The organism is Mesobacillus stamsii, assembly GCF_030814065.1.
Lineage (GTDB): Bacteria > Bacillota > Bacilli > Bacillales > Cytobacillaceae > Mesobacillus > Mesobacillus stamsii.
The window spans coordinates 177,625-193,912 of record NZ_JAUSUN010000004.1 but is presented as its reverse complement, the minus strand read 5'-3'; the positions used below and the strand labels follow the sequence as shown (position 1 = coordinate 193,912).

Sequence of the window (16,288 nt, the reverse complement as noted above, 5' to 3'; positions counted from 1 at the left end):
CCCCTATTAAAATTTAAGTAAATGACCAAGTTTGCTGTGTTTTGTTTTTAAGTAGTTTTCGTTTTCTTTCCTTGTTGGCATCTGGATGGGCACTCGGTCGACTACTTCTAGTCCATAACCCTTTAACCCTCTGATTTTTCTTGGATTGTTCGTGAGTAGCTTCATTTGCTTGATGCCAAGGTCTTTTAATATCTGTGCTCCAATCCCATATTCGCGAAGATCAGCACCAAAGCCGAGTTTTTCATTGGCCTCTACCGTATCGTAGCCCTCTTCCTGCAGCTTATATGCCCTCAGCTTGTTCAGCAAGCCGATGCCCCTGCCTTCTTGGCGCAAATACAAAAGCACACCGCGTCCCTCTTCATTAATCTGAGTAAGTGCAGCATGCAGCTGGGGACCGCAGTCACAGCGATAGGAACCAAATACGTCTCCGGTAAGGCATTCTGAGTGAACCCTAACCAATACCGGCTCATCTGGATCAATATCACCTTTCACAAGGGCAATATGCTCCTTGTCATCCACAACGTTCGAATACCCGATAGCCTTGAATATCCCGAATTCCGTCGGAAGATTGATTTCCACCTCGCGCTGAATCAGCTTGTCTTTACGATTGCGGTATTGGATAAGATCCTTGATGGTGATCATTTTCAAATCGAATTGGTCGGCAATCTTGCGGAGCTGCGGCACTCGTGCCATCGTGCCGTCTTCATTCATGATTTCGCAAATTACGCCGGCCGGCTTGGCTCCGCACATTTTCGCCAGATCGACCGCCGCCTCTGTATGGCCAGCACGCCTTAAGATGCCACCCTTTTTGGCAACAAGCGGAAATACATGGCCTGGACGTTTGAAATCAGCTGCCTTTGACTCTGGATCAAGCATACTAAGCACAGTGGCTGAGCGCTCAAACGCAGAAATACCTGTCGTGGAAAACTTATGGTCAACACTAACCGTAAACGCGGTACCATGAGGATCCGTATTGTGCGACACCATCGGCATCAGGCCAAGCTTTTGTGCCAGTTCTGTTTCAATTGGAACACAGATCAGCCCCCGGCCATGCGTCGCCATAAAGTTAATGACATCAGGTGTTGCTTTTTCAGCAAGCGCAATAAAATCTCCTTCATTCTCCCGGTCCTCATCATCGCAAACGATGACGACATTGCCTTGCATTAGTTCATATATCGCCTCTTCAATTGGATCAAACATTTTCATCATCCTCACATAAACCCGTTATCCTCTAAAAATCGGGCTGTAATCTTGCTTTCTCTTTTTGGAGCTGCTGCGAGCTGATCACTCAAGAAGTGCCCCACATACTTGCCAATCATGTCACATTCAATATTGACGATATCGCCTTTATCCTTAAAGCCTAGTACCGTGTCAGCAAGGGTCAACGGGATCAGTGACAAGGTCAAACTGTCTTCTGATATTCCAAAAACGGTTAGGCTTGTTCCATCAACAGCGACGGAGCCTTTTAGGATGACATATTTCAGCAAATCCGGTTCCACCTGGATTTCATAATACACTGCATTTTCAACTTGGGTCTTTCCTTTGATGATCCCGACGCCATCCACGTGTCCGGCGACAAAGTGACCGCCGAAGCGGCCTCCCGCTGCCATCGCCCTTTCCAGATTTACCTTTGAACCCCGCCTGGCGGTTTTCAGGCTCGAGGCTTTTACTGTCTCAGGCATCACATCTACGGTAAACCTATTTTCTGTATAAGAGGTGACCGTCAGGCATACCCCGTTCACTGCAATACTGTCACCAACTTGTACATCTGTCAGTACTTTTTTTGCGTCGATTGTCAGCATAAACGATTCTCCGCTGTACTGGATATTGGCAATTGTCCCAATTTCCTCAATAATTCCTGTAAACATATGAAAACCTCCCTCTAGATCGGCTCAGCAATAATCCTGATATCCTCGCCGATTTGTTTTACATCGGTAATTTTCAAGGGAACTGTTTCTTCCAGACGAACGATGCCTTCGCCTCCGTAGGCTGTCGGAGCATTTCTGCCACCAATCAGCTTAGGGGCAATATAAGTAATCACCTGCTGAAAGGCCTTCTCTTTTAAAAAACTGCCATGGACTTCGGCACCGCCTTCCACAAACAGAGAAGTGATCCCGCGTTCCCCCAATTTTTTCAGCATTTCGTTTATTTCGACTTTCGCAGTTTCTAGCTTGATGATTTTGATGCCTTGGTCTTCGAATTGTTTTGCCCTTTCAGGTTTGGCACCAGCAGCTGTGACGATGATCGTCTCAGCTGCGTGATCACGAATTACCTCTGATTCCATTGGTGTTCTCAAAGTCGAATCCAAAATCACCCGAACGGGATTTTTTCCGCCAGTTTCCAGCCTTGTTGTCAGGCTTGGATTATCTTTGATAACGGTGTTGACACCTACAAGAATAGCATCCTGTGTATGGCGAAAGTGATGAACATCCTTTCGCGCTTCCTCACCTGTGATCCATTTACTCTCTCCCGACACTGTCGCAATTTTGCCATCAAGGCTCGTGGCAGACTTCAAGGTTACAAATGGGAGTCCCGTACTTATGTAATGAAAAAATACGTTATTCAGGGCTATGGCTTCTTCCGCTAATAACCCAACCTCCACTTCTATGCCAGCCTCCCGCATTTTGGTAATTCCTGCACCAGCAACGAGGGGGTTTGGATCAACCGAAGCCACAAATACCTTTTTGATGCCCGACTTTATGACAAGGTTCGAACAGGGCGGTGTCTTCCCAACATGGCTGCACGGCTCAAGAGTCACGTAAAGATTTGCTCCCTTCACTTTCTCCCCTGCCATTGTAATAGCGTGAACCTCGGCATGCGGCTCACCTGCCCGCAAATGGGCGCCAAAACCTATGATCTCCCCGTCTTTTACGAGCACAGCGCCAACCTGGGGATTTGGGGAGGTTTGTCCTTCCGCTGCTTTTGCAAGATTGATCGCAAGGGCCATATAATCTTGATGCTTCATCTTTTTTCCTCCTCGTTAAAAGAAAAAACCCCGAAACAATAGGCTTCGGGGTCCGTAAAAAGACAATATCAAACAAGAGGATATAAAAGGGGATAATCGTCCCTTTTGCTATCCTTGTTTTTCCCTTCTCCCATCCAGACTGTAACTGTCGGCTCTGGAGTTTCACCAGATCCACCGTTTAACAAATGTTAACCGGGTCACGGACTAAGAAGCAAATGCTTCATCACCGCCGGTTGGGAATTTCACCCGACCCCGAAGGAATATTCAATTAGCATCATTATACAGAATATGCTCTGGAAAGCACAACAAACTAGCTTCTTATTTTTTCATCAGTTTCTCAATCGTCGTCAGCAGTTCATCAATCACTTCATTGTCACCTTCCTGAATCCGTTCAACGATGCAAGACTTCATATGCCCTTCAAGCAGCAGCTTTGCTACGCTGTTCAATGCCGCCTGAGTTGCAGAAATTTGCGTGATCACATCATCACAATACGTATCTCTTTCAATCAACCCTTTAATACCGCGAATTTGTCCTTCTATCCGATTCAATCTATTAACGAGATTTTTCTTCGTTTTTTCAGAGTGATGGCTTTTTCGCACTGAGGCGCAGCAGCTGTCCCCACAGTCAGTTGAGTGTACGTTGGGCTCTAAACTGTCCATCTAAAAACCCCCCTTTTGTATATTTTATCATACCCCCTTATCGTACCCCTCATAAAAGCCTGTATTAAACCACAAAATTACATCCTATTGCATGGTGCTAAATAGGCTAGACAATGACTAAAGCTTCTTCCGGAAAAAGTAATTGGATATCTTTAATACTTCTCAATACTGCATCATGTACATTTTCCCGTTTCCCACAATTGCTACATAATAGTGTTTTTCGAGTAACGATCGTATTGATGCTATGACAATGAGAACATGTTATTCCCTTTTTCAATTTGTTGAAACTATATTCAGGCAGCCGTGAGTATGGTGAATCTTGGGTATGCAGGGAATGCAGCCGTTCCGCTAGGTTTATGTGGGTATCTTTTATTGGAGCAAATTGTTTTTGCAGATTTATTTTTAAGAAGTCTTGGAATCTGGTTTGGAAAGATAATTGGTAAATTACGCGGTGCTTGATAGAGGGCAAAGTGGGGGTTCACGAAGACTAGTGTTGATCCAATTTTTATGTTGTATCCAAGGTCTCGGACCATCCTTCGCAGGAGAGATTCTGCTCGTTCCATTAGTATGAGCGGATTGCTTATTTCCACTCCATTGTGGGTGTACCATCTATCGCCTTCAATAAAATAATCTCCTCAAAGTTTTTCACTTCGAACATGCGAATAATCTTTGACAAGAATAGGGAATCGATTTGGAACTTGGTATTTCTATGTTCCAAAAGCAAATCATTCAAAACCAGGAAGCCATTTTCTACCTCCTCCATCCAATGATCAAAAATCACTTCGCCTTCATATCCTTTTTCCAAATAAAGATAGTTACTATGTTCTTTCGGAGTCAGGCTCATTCTGGAATTCAGCATTCTCAGAATCTGTAGTTCCAACGATTCCACACGGGTTTTCACTATCAAAAAACATTCCTCCATTCATATTGTATTGCAATTAATTAGTATGTTTTATTCGAATATTTAACAAGCTTTTTCTACTAGAAAACCATCCTAAATGAGAAAAAGCTGTACAGGAGAATCTGCACAGCTTTTTCTGGTTACTATCAACACTTTTGTTTTTGGATGTCTAAGCTTGTTCTTGTCAATCTTTTATTAGAATGTATGGGCTAAATCCTTCGCACGCGCAATTCCGTTTTCTTTGATTTCCTGTGCTTTTTCAGGGGTTGCGTTGTGACCTTCAAGAATCAGGGATTCAATTGATGGTACGCCGAAGAAGTTCATGATTGTTTCGATGTACCGGTGTCCCATTTCTATGTCCGCAGCTGGTCCTTCTGAGTAATATCCGCCGCGAGCCTGGATGTGAAGGGCTTTTTTATCGGTCATTAAACCAATAGGGCCTTCTTGTGTATATCTGAATGTTTTGCCTGTGACTGCGACTGCATCTAGGTATGCTTTCATGACTGGCGGGAATGAGAAGTTCCATAGCGGTGTCACGAAAACAAATTTGTCTGCTGCTGTGAACTGGTCAACCAGCTCTGCAAGACGGCCGATTTTGGCCTGTTCTTCTGCAGTTAGTGCGGATAATTCAGTGCCTTTTTGCAGTTTGCCCCAGCCGCCTAAAACATCGGCATCAATGTATGGGATGTTTTCTTTGAATAGATCCAGATGAAAGACTTCATCAAGCTGATTTTGTTCCTTGTATGTGTTAATAAAGGCTTTGCCAGCTGACAAACTGAATGACTGTTCTTCAGTCAGTGGATGTGCTGTGATGTATAAAACTTTTGCCATGATGTAATTCCACCTATCTATCTTATTTTTGGCATTTCGATTAAAATATGTCTCGAAATGAAAATAGTCCACTTCGAGATATTAATACGTCTTTTTATACTGGTCAATTAATTCGCTCAGTAAGACCTTTTTCGGAATTTTACCTATTTTCTCTATGAATAGCTTTTTTCCAGACCCTTTTCAGTAACACTATGTGCTCGTACCCGGGGCAAAAACTAAATTTCTCCATAAACTATACATAAAAATAAGTAATTTTCGCCAAACTATGCATAGAACTGGAGGTGTATGATTTTGAGTTTATTCAATGCGCTTAATCAATGGAGAAATACTAGATACGAAAACCACCTGACCAATATGAAGGATCAAAATAAATGCCCTGACTGCCATGGCAAGGGTTACTACGCTTTTTCCGCGAATGAATTTGTTTATTACACGGCACCGTATGAATGTCCAGGTTGCAATGGAAGTGGATTATATTCTGATTGGAACGAGAGCACAACTTAAAAATGGCGCTGCATAAGCAGAGCCATTTTCTTTATGGACAATTCTCACATTGCCATCTAACTGTGATTATTTTATTAGTCTTTTCATCGCATGAATTTGGCCAAGGTGATAGGTTTCGTGAAACAAGCTCCTATTAGCTAGCTCCCCAAGCGTCTCCAATCCGAAAATTGGCTGTTCCAGTTTTTGATCGAGCATGGATGACGGTACCTCATTGATTCTTTCGAGCTGCGCTTTCAATTGATTAGCCAATTCCTCAACGGATGGAACATTCCCAGTCCAGTCTGACGGACGTGTTCCATTGCCAAAAAGCTCTATGTAACTTCCCGGAAGATGATTCGATTTTTCTGGATAACCCATCATGAACTGTTCTGTCACCGTCAGCACGTGGCCTGTATTCCAGTGGATATTATTATTGAAGCCCTCCGGTTGAAAACTCACCTGCTCACGGTTTAATCCTTCAATCTCCTGCAAAAATTTTTGTCTCGTTAAAGCAAATTGTTTAAACAATAGTTCGCTCATTATTTTCCCCTTTCCTGGTTGCTAATGATTATTTTATCCATTCCCTATCTACGTGACAAGAAAAAGACCTTATACCCTTTAGGGTATATTATCCAAAAAAGGGAAATAGTTGTCAAAAAATGTTCAAAACATTATGGATGATGTGTGACTTCACACTTTTTTCACAGATTTCCCTTCATTACTTTGATATTTTATAAGTGTAATCATTATATTGTGAAGGGAAGCGATTTAGATGTTCGCTAATTGGTTAAGAGAAAACAATATTGCTGCTGGCCTGTTGACTGTGATTCGTGTTTGGCTCGGTTACAACTGGATGACTGCTGGATGGGGAAAATTGACTGGTGAAGGTTTTGACGCAACTGGATTTTTGAAAGGCGCTGTCGCCAATCCAGTGAAAGGTCCAGATGGACATATGGTGTATGGATGGTATGTGAATTTCTTGGAAAACTTTGCAATTCCAAACGTTGATTTATTCAACTTTATCGTGCCGCTTGGAGAGTTCCTTATCGGTCTTGGACTGATATTAGGTTGTTTAACAACTGCAGCAATGTTCTTCGGGCTTGTGATGAACTTCAGTTTCTTCCTGGCCGGCACTGTATCCCATAACCCAACGGACATCTTCTTCGGATTTATCCTCCTGTTTGCAGGCTTCAATGCTGGCAAATATGGCTTGGACCGCTGGGTCGTTCCTTTCATTCGCAAGGCTGTCTTCAAACAAACACCAGAAGCAGCGCATAAAGCAGTTTAACCATTTCATATATAGAAAGCCCTCTGCCAAACCGGCAGAGGGCTTTTTGTTTTTTTCTTCAAAAGCAGCGGACAGCGTATGGTACAATAACGATAGCATGGAATGATACGGAGGAGTCAAGATGGATACACGGCAATTGGCTTATTTTGTGCAAGTCGCAAAGGATAACAGTTTTACAGTTGCAGCGAAGAATCTGCATCTCTCTCAGCCTGCTTTAAGCAAAATGATAAAAAAACTGGAAGAGGAACTCGGAGTCCAGCTCTTTGATCGTTCCGAGCATAAAATGGCATTAACTGATGTAGGAGAAAAGCTTTTCGAAGAGGGCCAAAAACTGCTCCTGGAGATGGATTCCATCACGGAAGCGATTCAGGATACTAAAAATTTAAGGACCGGAAATGTGAGTGTTGGCATTCCTCCTGTCATCGGGACAAGCTATTTCCCTCCACTGATTGCGAATTTCAGAAAAAAATATCCTGGTATCAATCTTTCAATCATTGAAAACGGGGCTGTGACCGTGTATGAAATGGTGGAAAAAGGCTTTGTCGACCTTGGGCTTGTGATTTTGCCTAAGCTTTCTGACCAAATTGAATACATTCCTGTGACGGTGGATGAGATTGTTTTAATCGTCCATAACGATCATCCGCTGGCTGAAAAGGAGACAGTAGTATTCGAGGACTTGAAGGATGAAACCTTTGCTCTCCTGGATGACACCTTTCTTCTCCACCATCATGTCATTAAAGCTTGCCGGGAAGCCGGCTTTGAACCGAATATTTATTTTAAAAGCTCGCAGTGGGACTTTCTTACGGAGTTGGTCTGTCTTAACCAGGGAATTTCGATTTTGCCGCGGCCCATCCTCGCAAGATTCAACAGCAAAAATATTAAGCAAATCCGAATCGATCATCCGGAAATGAAATGGCGGATTGCCGTCATTGTAAAAAAGCAGCGATACATCTCTTTTGCCGCAAGGAAATTCATTGAATATATTAAAGAAAATATAGCAAAGCAATAAGTCATTATTTCCGCAGGAGTGCAAGGATCCCCAACCTTCACTCTTTTTTTATTCCATAACCAAAAGTTATTCATACTATGATTTATATGTATTTTCTTTTATTTGTGTTACCGCTTACATTATTAGTGTACTCATATTAATTTACGTAGGGGGCTTACATTATGAACAGAATGGAAGATAAAGTTGCTATTGTTACAGGAGGAGCACGTGGCATCGGTCGCCAGATTGTGGAAACGCTTTCGCGCGAAGGAGCTAGACGAATCTATTCACTCGATATGGGAATCGGCGAATATGATTTGCCGAATGTACAGCAAGTTCAAGTAAACGTGACGAATCGTGACCAGGTAGCGAAATTTGTCGAAAATGTGAAAAATGAAGTAGGGAAAGTGGATGTTCTTGTAAATAATGCCGGTATCACTCGAGATGCGCTAATTCAAAAAATGACGGAGGATATGTGGGATGCAGTTATAGATGTGAATCTAAAAGGTGTCTTCAACCTGACTCAGGCAGTCGCTCCAATCATAATGGAAAATGGCAAAGGCTCCATCATTAGCATTTCCTCCGTTGTTGGCGTTTATGGAAACGTTGGTCAGACGAATTATGCAGCCACAAAAGCCGGTGTAATCGGCATGACCTATACATGGGCGAAAGAATTCACGCGCAAAGGTGCTGCAGTACGCTCCAATGCGATTGCACCAGGTTATGTAGAAACAGAAATGATGGCTACTGTACCTGATAAAGTCCTTCAGCCAATCAGGGATAAAACTCCGCTCGGACGTCTTGGGCAGCCGCAGGAAATTGCGAATGCTGTATTGTTCCTAGCTAGTGACGAGTCGAGCTATGTTAATGGACACGTTCTTGAAGTAAATGGCGGTTTAAGGCTTTAATCATACTTTTAGACAGAATGAGAAAACGACAATGAGGTGTTGAATATGTCTTCTGTTAAAATCATTTCATCACAGGATGCAGCGAATCTGATTACCGACAATGCGGTTGTTGGCTTAGGCGGGTTTATCGGCGTAGGAGTTGCAGAAGAGATTTATATAGAAGTAGAAAAAAGATTCCTTGAAAACCACTCCCCTAAAAACCTTACCCTGGTTTATGCAGCCGGGAATGGTGATGGAGTGGATCGCGGCATGAATCATTATGCCCATGAAGGATTAGTAAAAAGAATCATTGGCGGACATATGGGTCTCGCTCCAAAGTTCCAGCCACTAGTAGTAAATAATAAAATCGAAGCCTATAACCTGCCGCAAGGTGTAATTTCACAAATGTTCCGTGACGGAGCAGCTGGTAAGCCGCGCACTATTACACATGTCGGCCTTGGAACATTTGTCGATCCGGATATTGATGGCGGCAAACTGAATGAAACCACCAGCGAACAAATAGTCGAGAAGGTACATTTCGATGGTAGTCCCTATCTTGCCTATAAAACTCAGAAACTTGATTTCGCGTTGTTGAAAGGTTCGGTTGCTGATGAAAATGGGAATATCAGCTTCGAAAAGGAACCGCTTACCCTGGAAATCCTCTCCATTGCCATGAATGCACGCAACAGCGGCGGGAAAGTAATTGTCCAGGTAGAAAAGATGGTCAAAAATGGTTCGATCGACCCTAAGCTTGTTGCTATACCAGGGATACTCGTCGATTATGTGGTCATTGCGGAAAACCTGGCAAACCATATGCAAACCTTTGGCACGCAGCATAACGAAGACTTTTACCGAAGCGATGTCGTTCACAAGCAGTCAACAAAAAAATATCCACTCAACGAGCGCAAAGTGATTGCCCGCCGTGCCGCGATGCTATTGAACGAAGATATTAAAGTAATCAATTATGGAATTGGTGTTCCTGAAATTATCGCAAATGTCCTGCAGGAAGAAGGAATGAATGATCTGTTCACTCCTACGCTTGAACCAGGTGCGATTGGCGGCACAGCTGCTGGCGGATTGGACTTTGGCTGCTCGATCGGACCAGAGGCCATCATTGACCAGCCGTACATGTTTGACTATTACGATGGCGGTGGAATTGATGCCGCATTCCTTGGCCTCGCTCAATGTGATACAAAAGGAAATATTAATGTTTCAAAGTTCGGACCTAAAATCGCCGGATGCGGCGGATTCATCAATATTACCCAAAATGCTGGGACGATTGCATTTTGCGGAACGTTCACTGCCGGAAGCTTGAAGGTAGCGACAGGCAGTGGGAAGCTGGAAATTCTCCAGGAAGGCAAAGCAAAGAAATTCATTGAAGAAGTCGAACAAATTACGTTCAGCGGAGAAGTAGCACGGGAAAATCGCAAAAAGGTTATCTATATCACCGAGCGTGCCGTCTTTGAACTTTTGCCTGAGGGATTAACACTGACAGAAATCGCCCCAGGCATCCATTTAGAAAAAGATGTTCTGTCCCAAATGGGATTCAGGCCATTGATTGCGAAAAGCTTAAAATTGATGGACAGCAAGATTTTCACCGATGAGCCAATGGGTTTAAAAGATATCACGACTTCTGGTTTTCACAATCTAGCAATTTAATAAAAAAAACGATGTATTTGAGAGGAGTTTTCCAATGGAGCTATTTATTATCCTTTTGGCCTTGGGTTTACTGATGTTTACGGCTTATAAAGGATTTTCTGTTATCCTTTTTGCACCAATTGCCGCCCTTTTGGCTGTACTGCTGACGGACCCAAGCCATGTGCTTCCTTTTTTCAGCAACATCTTCATGGAGAAAATGGTCGGATTTATCAAGAGCTACTTCCCGGTATTCCTGCTGGGAGCGATTTTCGGTAAAGTCGTTGAAATGTCTGGGATAGCGGAGTCAATCGCCAAATCCATCATTAAATTAGTCGGCGGCACGCGCGCTATCCTGGCCATTGTTCTAATGGGCGCAATTTTAACATACAGTGGTGTCAGCCTGTTCGTTGTCGTTTTCGCCATCTATCCATTTGCTAAAAATTTATTCCGAGAGGCGAACATTCCGAAAAGATTAATCCCAGGTACCATTGCACTTGGGGCTTTTACCTTCACAATGGATGCACTTCCTGGAACACCACAGATTCAAAACGTAATTCCAACCAGCTTTTTTGGTACTGATATTTACGCGGCACCTGTACTTGGAATCCTTGGAGCAATTCTTGTGTTTACATTAGGAATGCTCTACCTGGAAACGCTCCGGAAAAAAGCGGCCAGACAAGGAGAAGGATTCTATGGAATGGATAATGCCGAATCTGCCGCTGCTGCGGAAGCTGATGCACTGGAGGATGGTGGCAGCACCATTGATATGTCAGCTAAAACAAACACCTATAGAGCTGTTTTGGCATTCGTTCCATTGGTCCTTGTAGGAGTTGCCAACAAGTTCTTCACAGTGAATCTGCCAAAATGGTATCCGAACGGTTTTGATTTTTCCAAAATTGGCCTTGAATCATACGGAACAGTCCAAATGTCCGGAGTGGTCGGAATCTGGTCCGTTGAGCTAGCCTTAATCCTTGGAATCTTGGCTACCCTTCTCTATAACTGGAAAAAGGTTACCGGAGGCTTTAAAGTTGGAATCAACGCAGCAATTGGCGGTGCCTTGCTTGCATCAATGAACACGGGAGCTGAATATGGTTTTGGCGGCGTTATTTCCTCTTTGCCTGGCTTCTCGGTTGTCAGCAAAGGTATCTCTACTACTTTCACAGATCCTCTGATTAACGGAGCAGTGACGACGACTACCCTTGCCGGTGTGACTGGATCTGCTTCAGGCGGAATGGGAATTGCTTTGAGTGCAATGTCAGAAACATATATGAAAGCAATCAATGAGTTTAATATTCCCCCAGAGGTTATGCACCGGGTCATTTCAATGGCGTCTGGAGGAATGGATACCCTCCCGCACAACGGAGCAGTCATCACATTGCTTGCAGTTACAGGATTGACTCATAAGCAATCTTACAAAGATATTTTCGCTATCACTGTCATAAAAACTTTGGCTGTGTTCTTCATCATTGCAGTTTACAAGTTAACGGGACTAGTATAATGATAACAGGAGAGGAGGAGCAGATCCTCCTTTCTAATTTCAATTCGGAAGGGGCAAGAAAAATGGAAAATACAATAGTGATTGCAAGTGCGGTAAGAACAGCTACTGGAACGTTTGGCGGGGCTTTGTCGAAGGTAGCTGCAGTTGACCTCGGAGCTGCTGCAATTAAAGCGGCATTGGAAAGAGCGAATGTAAGCACTGATTTGGTCGATGAAGTCATTATGGGAAATGTCCTTCAGGCTGGACTAGGTCAAAATCCGGCTCGACAGGCTGCATTAAGAGCGGGATTGCCTGACACATGTCCATCGATGACGATTAATAAACTTTGTGGATCAGGGTTGAAAGCTGTTCACTTGGCATATCAGGCAATAGCAGCCGGTGAAGCGGACATCATCGTCGCTGGCGGAATGGAAAACATGAGCCTGTCACCTTTTGTTCTCAATGGTGCCCGGGAAGGCTTTAAAATGGGCGACCAAAAGCTTGTAGATACTTTGCTTAGCGATGGACTCGTATGTGCAATCAATGATTATCATATGGGAATTACTGCTGAAAATCTTGCCGAAAAGTATGATATCTCACGCAGCGAACAGGACACTTTCTCAGTCAAAAGCCAGAATAGGGCAGAAGCCGCAATAACGTCTGGGCGCTTTAAGGATGAAATTATCCCTATCGAAGTAAAACAGCGAAAAGGTGACCCTATCATCGTCGATCAGGATGAGCATCCTAAATTCGGCAGTACGCTGGAGAAGATTAGCAAGTTAAGACCTGCCTTCAAGAAAGACGGAACAGTCACTGCTGCCAATGCTTCTGGAATCAATGATGGTGCAGCTGCAGTTGTCGTCATGAGTGGCAAAAAGGCAAAAGAACTAGGAATCACTCCGCTAGTAACAATCAAGGCAAATGCATCCGCAGGCGTTGACCCGTCCATCATGGGGATCGGACCCGTTCAGGCTGTCAAGAAAGCTCTTAAGAAAGCTGACATGGAGTTAACAGATATCGATTTAGTTGAGGCAAATGAAGCATTTGCTGCACAAGCTCTATCCGTCATGAAGGAACTGGGCATGAGCGAGGACAATGTCAATGTTAACGGTGGTGCCATTGCACTTGGTCATCCAATTGGTGCAAGCGGCGCAAGAATTCTCGTCACACTAATTCATGAACTGAAGAAACGCGAACAAAAATATGGTCTGGCCACCCTCTGCATCGGCGGCGGAATGGGCGTAGCAACCATCATTGAAAATATTTAATTAAGAATTTTATACTTTCTTATTCCTAAAAAAGGACGGATGCCAATTCATAACGGGTTCGGTTACTGGGGAGAAAACATTAAATAACAACCTAATTGAGGACATCATTCGCATATGAATTGGTGTCCTCTTTTTTGTTGTTATATCAATGATTTAACAGATTTAGCATACTAATTAGCACATAAATACGCATGCAAATTAACAACATCACATAAATTTATGCGATGTTGTTAAAATCAGTGCTAAAACTGGTGCTAATCAGGACACTATTTTTGAAGTAAATGGAAATTTTATGTTAATATAGAGAGAGTTTGTGAAGAGTTATTCTTAAACTAAAGAGCAGTTTAGTTAAATAAGACAATAATTGGTAATATAAAAAAGACCGCTTTATCCAAAGTCGGTCTTTTTTGTATGATTTAACCTGTGCTTTATCAGTGATTAGCTATGAGATTCCATATTATATTTGACTGTTTCCACCTCAAAAGTAAAAACGTTATCAACAGAGAGGGGCTTTTCCTGTTTAGTCATTCCGATTTCTTAATGCTTTCAGCTAAATTTGTGAAGTAACGTATACCTAGCCTACTTTCTCGTACAAAATGGTTAGTCGAAAGAACATAAGCGTAATTGCTTGTACTGAATCTGAATATCAAAAAGTCATCTTCTTGCATATAAGAATAATTGGATCCATCACTGAATGCTCCTATTTGTTCTTGTGAACTAAGAGGAATTGCGTTCTTTTCAGGGAAAACCATAACTTTGAATAGGGAGTTTGAATCTACATTTAAATACTCCAAAGTTAGGAACTCATCTTTTAACTGATATGAGCCGAAATTATGAGTAATTTTGAAAGGTGCATTAGCAATTAGTTTGGTGTCTGCAAATATTAAGTGTTTATATTTATTCTCAAACTTTGTTATTGCCTCTTTGGATGAAGTATAACCCAAACCCTCATATTTAGAAATGATTTCATCCTTGGCAAATGCTATAGAACCAAGAATAGCGAATAGGAAGCCCAACAAAAATAAGGTTTTCGATAATTTTTTCATAAATAATACCTTCCCAATTTGATTTGATTTAGATATTTTATGATTTTTTTAAAATATTATGCAGGAAATTTACATTGATTTGGAGAAATATTACATTTAATAAAATAATGTTGAGGTGATTGTACGTAATGAAGAAGAAAACCGGGTTAATATTATGGTGTTTCTTGACTTTCCTATCGGTATTTAGTTTTGGGATAAATTCAGCGTATGCCTATACAACTTGTTACAGTGATGATATAAAGTGTAGAGCGGTTAGAATGTACTATGGCCAACAACAGTATGCTGCCACTGGCACAGCATACTTCGCTAAAGGTGAAACCATATATTACGCTTGGGATAATGATGCACCTGGAATCATGCAAGTAGGGTTTAGGGTTTATAACTCAGCTGGTGCACCAGTTTCAAAAGAACTTCTTGCGGTAAAGGAAGGTGGTAACTGGGGTTATTGGACAGTGACATCTTCAGGTTATTATTACCTTTTTGCGAGCTGTGAAGGAGGCAATGATACTAGGTGCGAAGGTGGCGGGTTACTAAAAAAATGGTAGGTTAGGTAAAAAAGCCCCCCTCATTGAGTGGGCTTTATACAGGTTATGGATCTTCTCAGATTGCTACCATGCATTGAGCATATTATTTAAAGTTAAGTTTGTGAATAAGTGCACTTAAACTAACGGGTGCGTTAGCTCAATAAGTATAGTAAAAAACTACATCAAAAAACGCTCAGAAATCTGAGCGTTTTTACTTACCATTTATATTGCCAATTCACTGTAAATATCTATGCTACTTAGCATGATATTTACAGTGTTATTTGCATTTTTCTCTCCATCAAACGAACCCGTTAGCCAATTCATCCGTCCTTTTTTTATCTTCTATCTTTTCATGCATAATAGCTACGCTTTTTTCGACCAGCGCAGCTTGCTTGTTCCTTGTTATTTCTGCCACCAGGAGTCAAACATGGTTGCGGGCATCTGCCGTTTATGTTCTGAAGCAAGGTATCTGCCTTCAATTTTCGCAGCGGCTGCTTCCTCTATTTGCTTTCCTTCCAAGTAATCATCAATTGCTTCATAGCTGACACCAAGCTCCGTCTCATCTGACTGAAGCGGTTTATTGTCCAAAAGGTCCGCAGTCGGCTCTTTTAAGTAAAGTTCCGGGCCAGCGTTCAATGCCTTGAGCAACTCCCGGCCCTGTCGCTTATTCAAGCCCGATAGTGGCAGCAAGTCGGCCCCTCCGTCACCGTATTTCGTGTAAAAACCGGTTACTGCCTCGGCAGCATGATCTGTCCCAACTACCAGCATGCCTTCCTGTCCGGCAATAGCATACTGGGTAATCATTCTCATCCTTGCCTTTGCATTCCCTTTATTGAAATCCGTCATCTTGCCGCCGATCGCTGCTTCGAATTGTGAATTGAAAGTATCGACAGCAGGCTGGATATTGAAGGTGATTGTTTGGTCAGGTCGAATAAATTCCAATGCTTTCTGGGCATCATCCTCATCCTTTTGGACAGCATATGGAAGTCTGACAGCCACGAACTTTGCCTCCTTGCCTTCCGACCGCAATTCCTCTGCAGCCATCTGGGCCAGTCTTCCACCGAGAGTGGAGTCCTGGCCGCCGCTGATTCCAAGTACGAATCCTTTTGCCTGTGCTGTAAGCAAATATTTTTTTAAAAAGTCAATTCTGTTCCTGATTTCTAGCTGGGGATCAATTTGTGGCTTCACATTCAAAGCCGCAATGATCTGTTTTTGCAAACTCATGATAACCCTCCTCGAAAATCACGTGAAACTATTTAACCGTAGCATATCCAATTTAAAGTTCAAAGTCTAGATGTTAGTCAGAAAATCTGACATCTAGACTCATTTTAC

Annotated in this window: 18 protein-coding genes and 1 riboswitch; of the genes, 9 read left to right on the top strand and 9 right to left on the bottom strand. The window is 42.7% G+C overall.

What is annotated here, in order from left to right; all coding sequences use genetic code 11:
- Positions 1-6 precede the first annotated feature (6 nt).
- The 4 genes from J2S25_RS05040 to J2S25_RS05025 form a co-directional block, all read right to left on the bottom strand.
- Positions 7-1,200 (bottom strand): bifunctional 3,4-dihydroxy-2-butanone-4-phosphate synthase/GTP cyclohydrolase II, encoded by a 1,194-nt coding sequence (locus J2S25_RS05040; RefSeq protein WP_044396059.1) that lies wholly within the window; start codon positions 1,198-1,200, stop codon positions 7-9.
- An 11-nt stretch (positions 1,201-1,211) separates the two neighbouring features.
- Positions 1,212-1,868 carry a riboflavin synthase gene (ribE, locus tag J2S25_RS05035; RefSeq protein ID WP_044396062.1) on the bottom strand — a complete coding sequence of 219 codons (657 nt, stop codon included), beginning with the start codon at positions 1,866-1,868 and terminating at the stop codon, positions 1,212-1,214.
- A 14-nt stretch (positions 1,869-1,882) separates the two neighbouring features.
- Positions 1,883-2,965: a bifunctional diaminohydroxyphosphoribosylaminopyrimidine deaminase/5-amino-6-(5-phosphoribosylamino)uracil reductase RibD gene (gene ribD, locus J2S25_RS05030; RefSeq protein WP_307191388.1), complete on the bottom strand. Its 1,083-nt coding sequence runs from the start codon at positions 2,963-2,965 to the stop codon at positions 1,883-1,885.
- Positions 2,966-3,083: 118 nt separating this feature from the next.
- A riboswitch (FMN riboswitch) is annotated at positions 3,084-3,229 on the bottom strand.
- Between the two features lie 54 nt (positions 3,230-3,283).
- Positions 3,284-3,625, bottom strand: coding sequence for a metal-sensitive transcriptional regulator (locus J2S25_RS05025; RefSeq protein ID WP_044396066.1), 342 nt, complete (start codon positions 3,623-3,625; stop codon positions 3,284-3,286).
- Between the two features lie 309 nt (positions 3,626-3,934).
- Here J2S25_RS05025 and J2S25_RS05020 point away from each other — a divergent pair, with 309 nt between their 5' ends.
- The gene (locus tag J2S25_RS05020; protein WP_307191387.1) at positions 3,935-4,084 is read left to right on the top strand and encodes a hypothetical protein; all 150 of its coding nucleotides are present in this window, start codon (positions 3,935-3,937) and stop codon (positions 4,082-4,084) included.
- 121 nt (positions 4,085-4,205) lie between these two features.
- Here J2S25_RS05020 and J2S25_RS05015 read toward each other — a convergent pair whose 3' ends face one another.
- Positions 4,206-4,532: a nuclease-related domain-containing protein gene (locus J2S25_RS05015; RefSeq protein ID WP_500684431.1), complete on the bottom strand. Its 327-nt coding sequence runs from the start codon at positions 4,530-4,532 to the stop codon at positions 4,206-4,208.
- A 189-nt stretch (positions 4,533-4,721) separates the two neighbouring features.
- A complete protein-coding gene (locus tag J2S25_RS05010; protein ID WP_307191386.1) occupies positions 4,722-5,357 on the bottom strand; it encodes an FMN-dependent NADH-azoreductase in 636 nt (211 codons plus the stop codon).
- A 291-nt stretch (positions 5,358-5,648) separates the two neighbouring features.
- On the opposite strand from J2S25_RS05010, the gene J2S25_RS05005 reads away from it, so the two are divergent.
- Entirely contained in the window at positions 5,649-5,861 is a 213-nt protein-coding gene (locus J2S25_RS05005; RefSeq protein WP_307191385.1) for a methionine aminopeptidase, read from the top strand.
- Positions 5,862-5,927: 66 nt separating this feature from the next.
- Here the strand turns inward: J2S25_RS05005 and J2S25_RS05000 are convergent, their stop codons facing one another.
- Positions 5,928-6,380: a DinB family protein gene (locus J2S25_RS05000; RefSeq protein ID WP_307191384.1), complete on the bottom strand. Its 453-nt coding sequence runs from the start codon at positions 6,378-6,380 to the stop codon at positions 5,928-5,930.
- A 232-nt stretch (positions 6,381-6,612) separates the two neighbouring features.
- Here J2S25_RS05000 and J2S25_RS04995 point away from each other — a divergent pair, with 232 nt between their 5' ends.
- The 6 genes from J2S25_RS04995 to J2S25_RS04970 all read left to right on the top strand — a co-directional run bounded on the left by J2S25_RS04995 (position 6,613) and on the right by J2S25_RS04970 (position 13,386).
- The gene (locus tag J2S25_RS04995) at positions 6,613-7,128 is read left to right on the top strand and encodes a DoxX family membrane protein (protein WP_044390215.1); all 516 of its coding nucleotides are present in this window, start codon (positions 6,613-6,615) and stop codon (positions 7,126-7,128) included.
- Between the two features lie 121 nt (positions 7,129-7,249).
- The gene (locus tag J2S25_RS04990) at positions 7,250-8,137 is read left to right on the top strand and encodes a LysR family transcriptional regulator (RefSeq protein WP_307191383.1); all 888 of its coding nucleotides are present in this window, start codon (positions 7,250-7,252) and stop codon (positions 8,135-8,137) included.
- A 161-nt stretch (positions 8,138-8,298) separates the two neighbouring features.
- Complete coding sequence (gene fabG, locus J2S25_RS04985) at positions 8,299-9,024, top strand: 3-oxoacyl-ACP reductase FabG (RefSeq protein WP_307191382.1); 726 nt, start codon at positions 8,299-8,301, stop codon at positions 9,022-9,024.
- Positions 9,025-9,069: 45 nt separating this feature from the next.
- Entirely contained in the window at positions 9,070-10,662 is a 1,593-nt protein-coding gene (locus J2S25_RS04980) for an acyl CoA:acetate/3-ketoacid CoA transferase (protein WP_307191381.1), read from the top strand.
- 34 nt (positions 10,663-10,696) lie between these two features.
- Complete coding sequence (locus tag J2S25_RS04975) at positions 10,697-12,139, top strand: GntP family permease (protein ID WP_044390212.1); 1,443 nt, start codon at positions 10,697-10,699, stop codon at positions 12,137-12,139.
- Between the two features lie 62 nt (positions 12,140-12,201).
- Positions 12,202-13,386: an acetyl-CoA C-acetyltransferase gene (locus J2S25_RS04970; protein ID WP_307191380.1), complete on the top strand. Its 1,185-nt coding sequence runs from the start codon at positions 12,202-12,204 to the stop codon at positions 13,384-13,386.
- 524 nt (positions 13,387-13,910) lie between these two features.
- On the opposite strand, the gene J2S25_RS04965 is transcribed toward J2S25_RS04970, so the two are convergent.
- Positions 13,911-14,432 (bottom strand): hypothetical protein, encoded by a 522-nt coding sequence (locus tag J2S25_RS04965; RefSeq protein WP_307191379.1) that lies wholly within the window; start codon positions 14,430-14,432, stop codon positions 13,911-13,913.
- A 257-nt stretch (positions 14,433-14,689) separates the two neighbouring features.
- Between J2S25_RS04965 and J2S25_RS04960 the strand changes: the two genes are divergently transcribed.
- Positions 14,690-14,977 (top strand): hypothetical protein, encoded by a 288-nt coding sequence (locus J2S25_RS04960; protein ID WP_307191378.1) that lies wholly within the window; start codon positions 14,690-14,692, stop codon positions 14,975-14,977.
- 381 nt (positions 14,978-15,358) lie between these two features.
- On the opposite strand, the gene nadE is transcribed toward J2S25_RS04960, so the two are convergent.
- Complete coding sequence (gene nadE, locus J2S25_RS04955; RefSeq protein WP_307191377.1) at positions 15,359-16,180, bottom strand: NAD(+) synthase; 822 nt, start codon at positions 16,178-16,180, stop codon at positions 15,359-15,361.
- Positions 16,181-16,288: the final 108 nt, after the last annotated feature.

What these genes read in the sequence shown, in the direction of transcription:
- J2S25_RS05040 (WP_044396059.1), bottom strand. Translation starts at nt 1,200, where the DNA reads ATGTTTGATCCAATTGAAGAGGCGATATATGAACTAATGCAAGGCAAT.
- ribE (WP_044396062.1), bottom strand. Translation starts at nt 1,868, where the DNA reads ATGTTTACAGGAATTATTGAGGAAATTGGGACAATTGCCAATATCCAG.
- ribD (WP_307191388.1), bottom strand. Translation starts at nt 2,965, where the DNA reads ATGAAGCATCAAGATTATATGGCCCTTGCGATCAATCTTGCAAAAGCA.
- J2S25_RS05025 (WP_044396066.1), bottom strand. Translation starts at nt 3,625, where the DNA reads ATGGACAGTTTAGAGCCCAACGTACACTCAACTGACTGTGGGGACAGC.
- J2S25_RS05020 (WP_307191387.1), top strand. Translation starts at nt 3,935, where the DNA reads ATGGTGAATCTTGGGTATGCAGGGAATGCAGCCGTTCCGCTAGGTTTA.
- J2S25_RS05010 (WP_307191386.1), bottom strand. Translation starts at nt 5,357, where the DNA reads ATGGCAAAAGTTTTATACATCACAGCACATCCACTGACTGAAGAACAG.
- J2S25_RS05000 (WP_307191384.1), bottom strand. Translation starts at nt 6,380, where the DNA reads ATGAGCGAACTATTGTTTAAACAATTTGCTTTAACGAGACAAAAATTT.
- J2S25_RS04995 (WP_044390215.1), top strand. Translation starts at nt 6,613, where the DNA reads ATGTTCGCTAATTGGTTAAGAGAAAACAATATTGCTGCTGGCCTGTTG.
- J2S25_RS04990 (WP_307191383.1), top strand. Translation starts at nt 7,250, where the DNA reads ATGGATACACGGCAATTGGCTTATTTTGTGCAAGTCGCAAAGGATAAC.
- fabG (WP_307191382.1), top strand. Translation starts at nt 8,299, where the DNA reads ATGAACAGAATGGAAGATAAAGTTGCTATTGTTACAGGAGGAGCACGT.
- J2S25_RS04980 (WP_307191381.1), top strand. Translation starts at nt 9,070, where the DNA reads ATGTCTTCTGTTAAAATCATTTCATCACAGGATGCAGCGAATCTGATT.
- J2S25_RS04975 (WP_044390212.1), top strand. Translation starts at nt 10,697, where the DNA reads ATGGAGCTATTTATTATCCTTTTGGCCTTGGGTTTACTGATGTTTACG.
- J2S25_RS04970 (WP_307191380.1), top strand. Translation starts at nt 12,202, where the DNA reads ATGGAAAATACAATAGTGATTGCAAGTGCGGTAAGAACAGCTACTGGA.
- J2S25_RS04965 (WP_307191379.1), bottom strand. Translation starts at nt 14,432, where the DNA reads ATGAAAAAATTATCGAAAACCTTATTTTTGTTGGGCTTCCTATTCGCT.
- J2S25_RS04960 (WP_307191378.1), top strand. Translation starts at nt 14,690, where the DNA reads ATGTACTATGGCCAACAACAGTATGCTGCCACTGGCACAGCATACTTC.
- nadE (WP_307191377.1), bottom strand. Translation starts at nt 16,180, where the DNA reads ATGAGTTTGCAAAAACAGATCATTGCGGCTTTGAATGTGAAGCCACAA.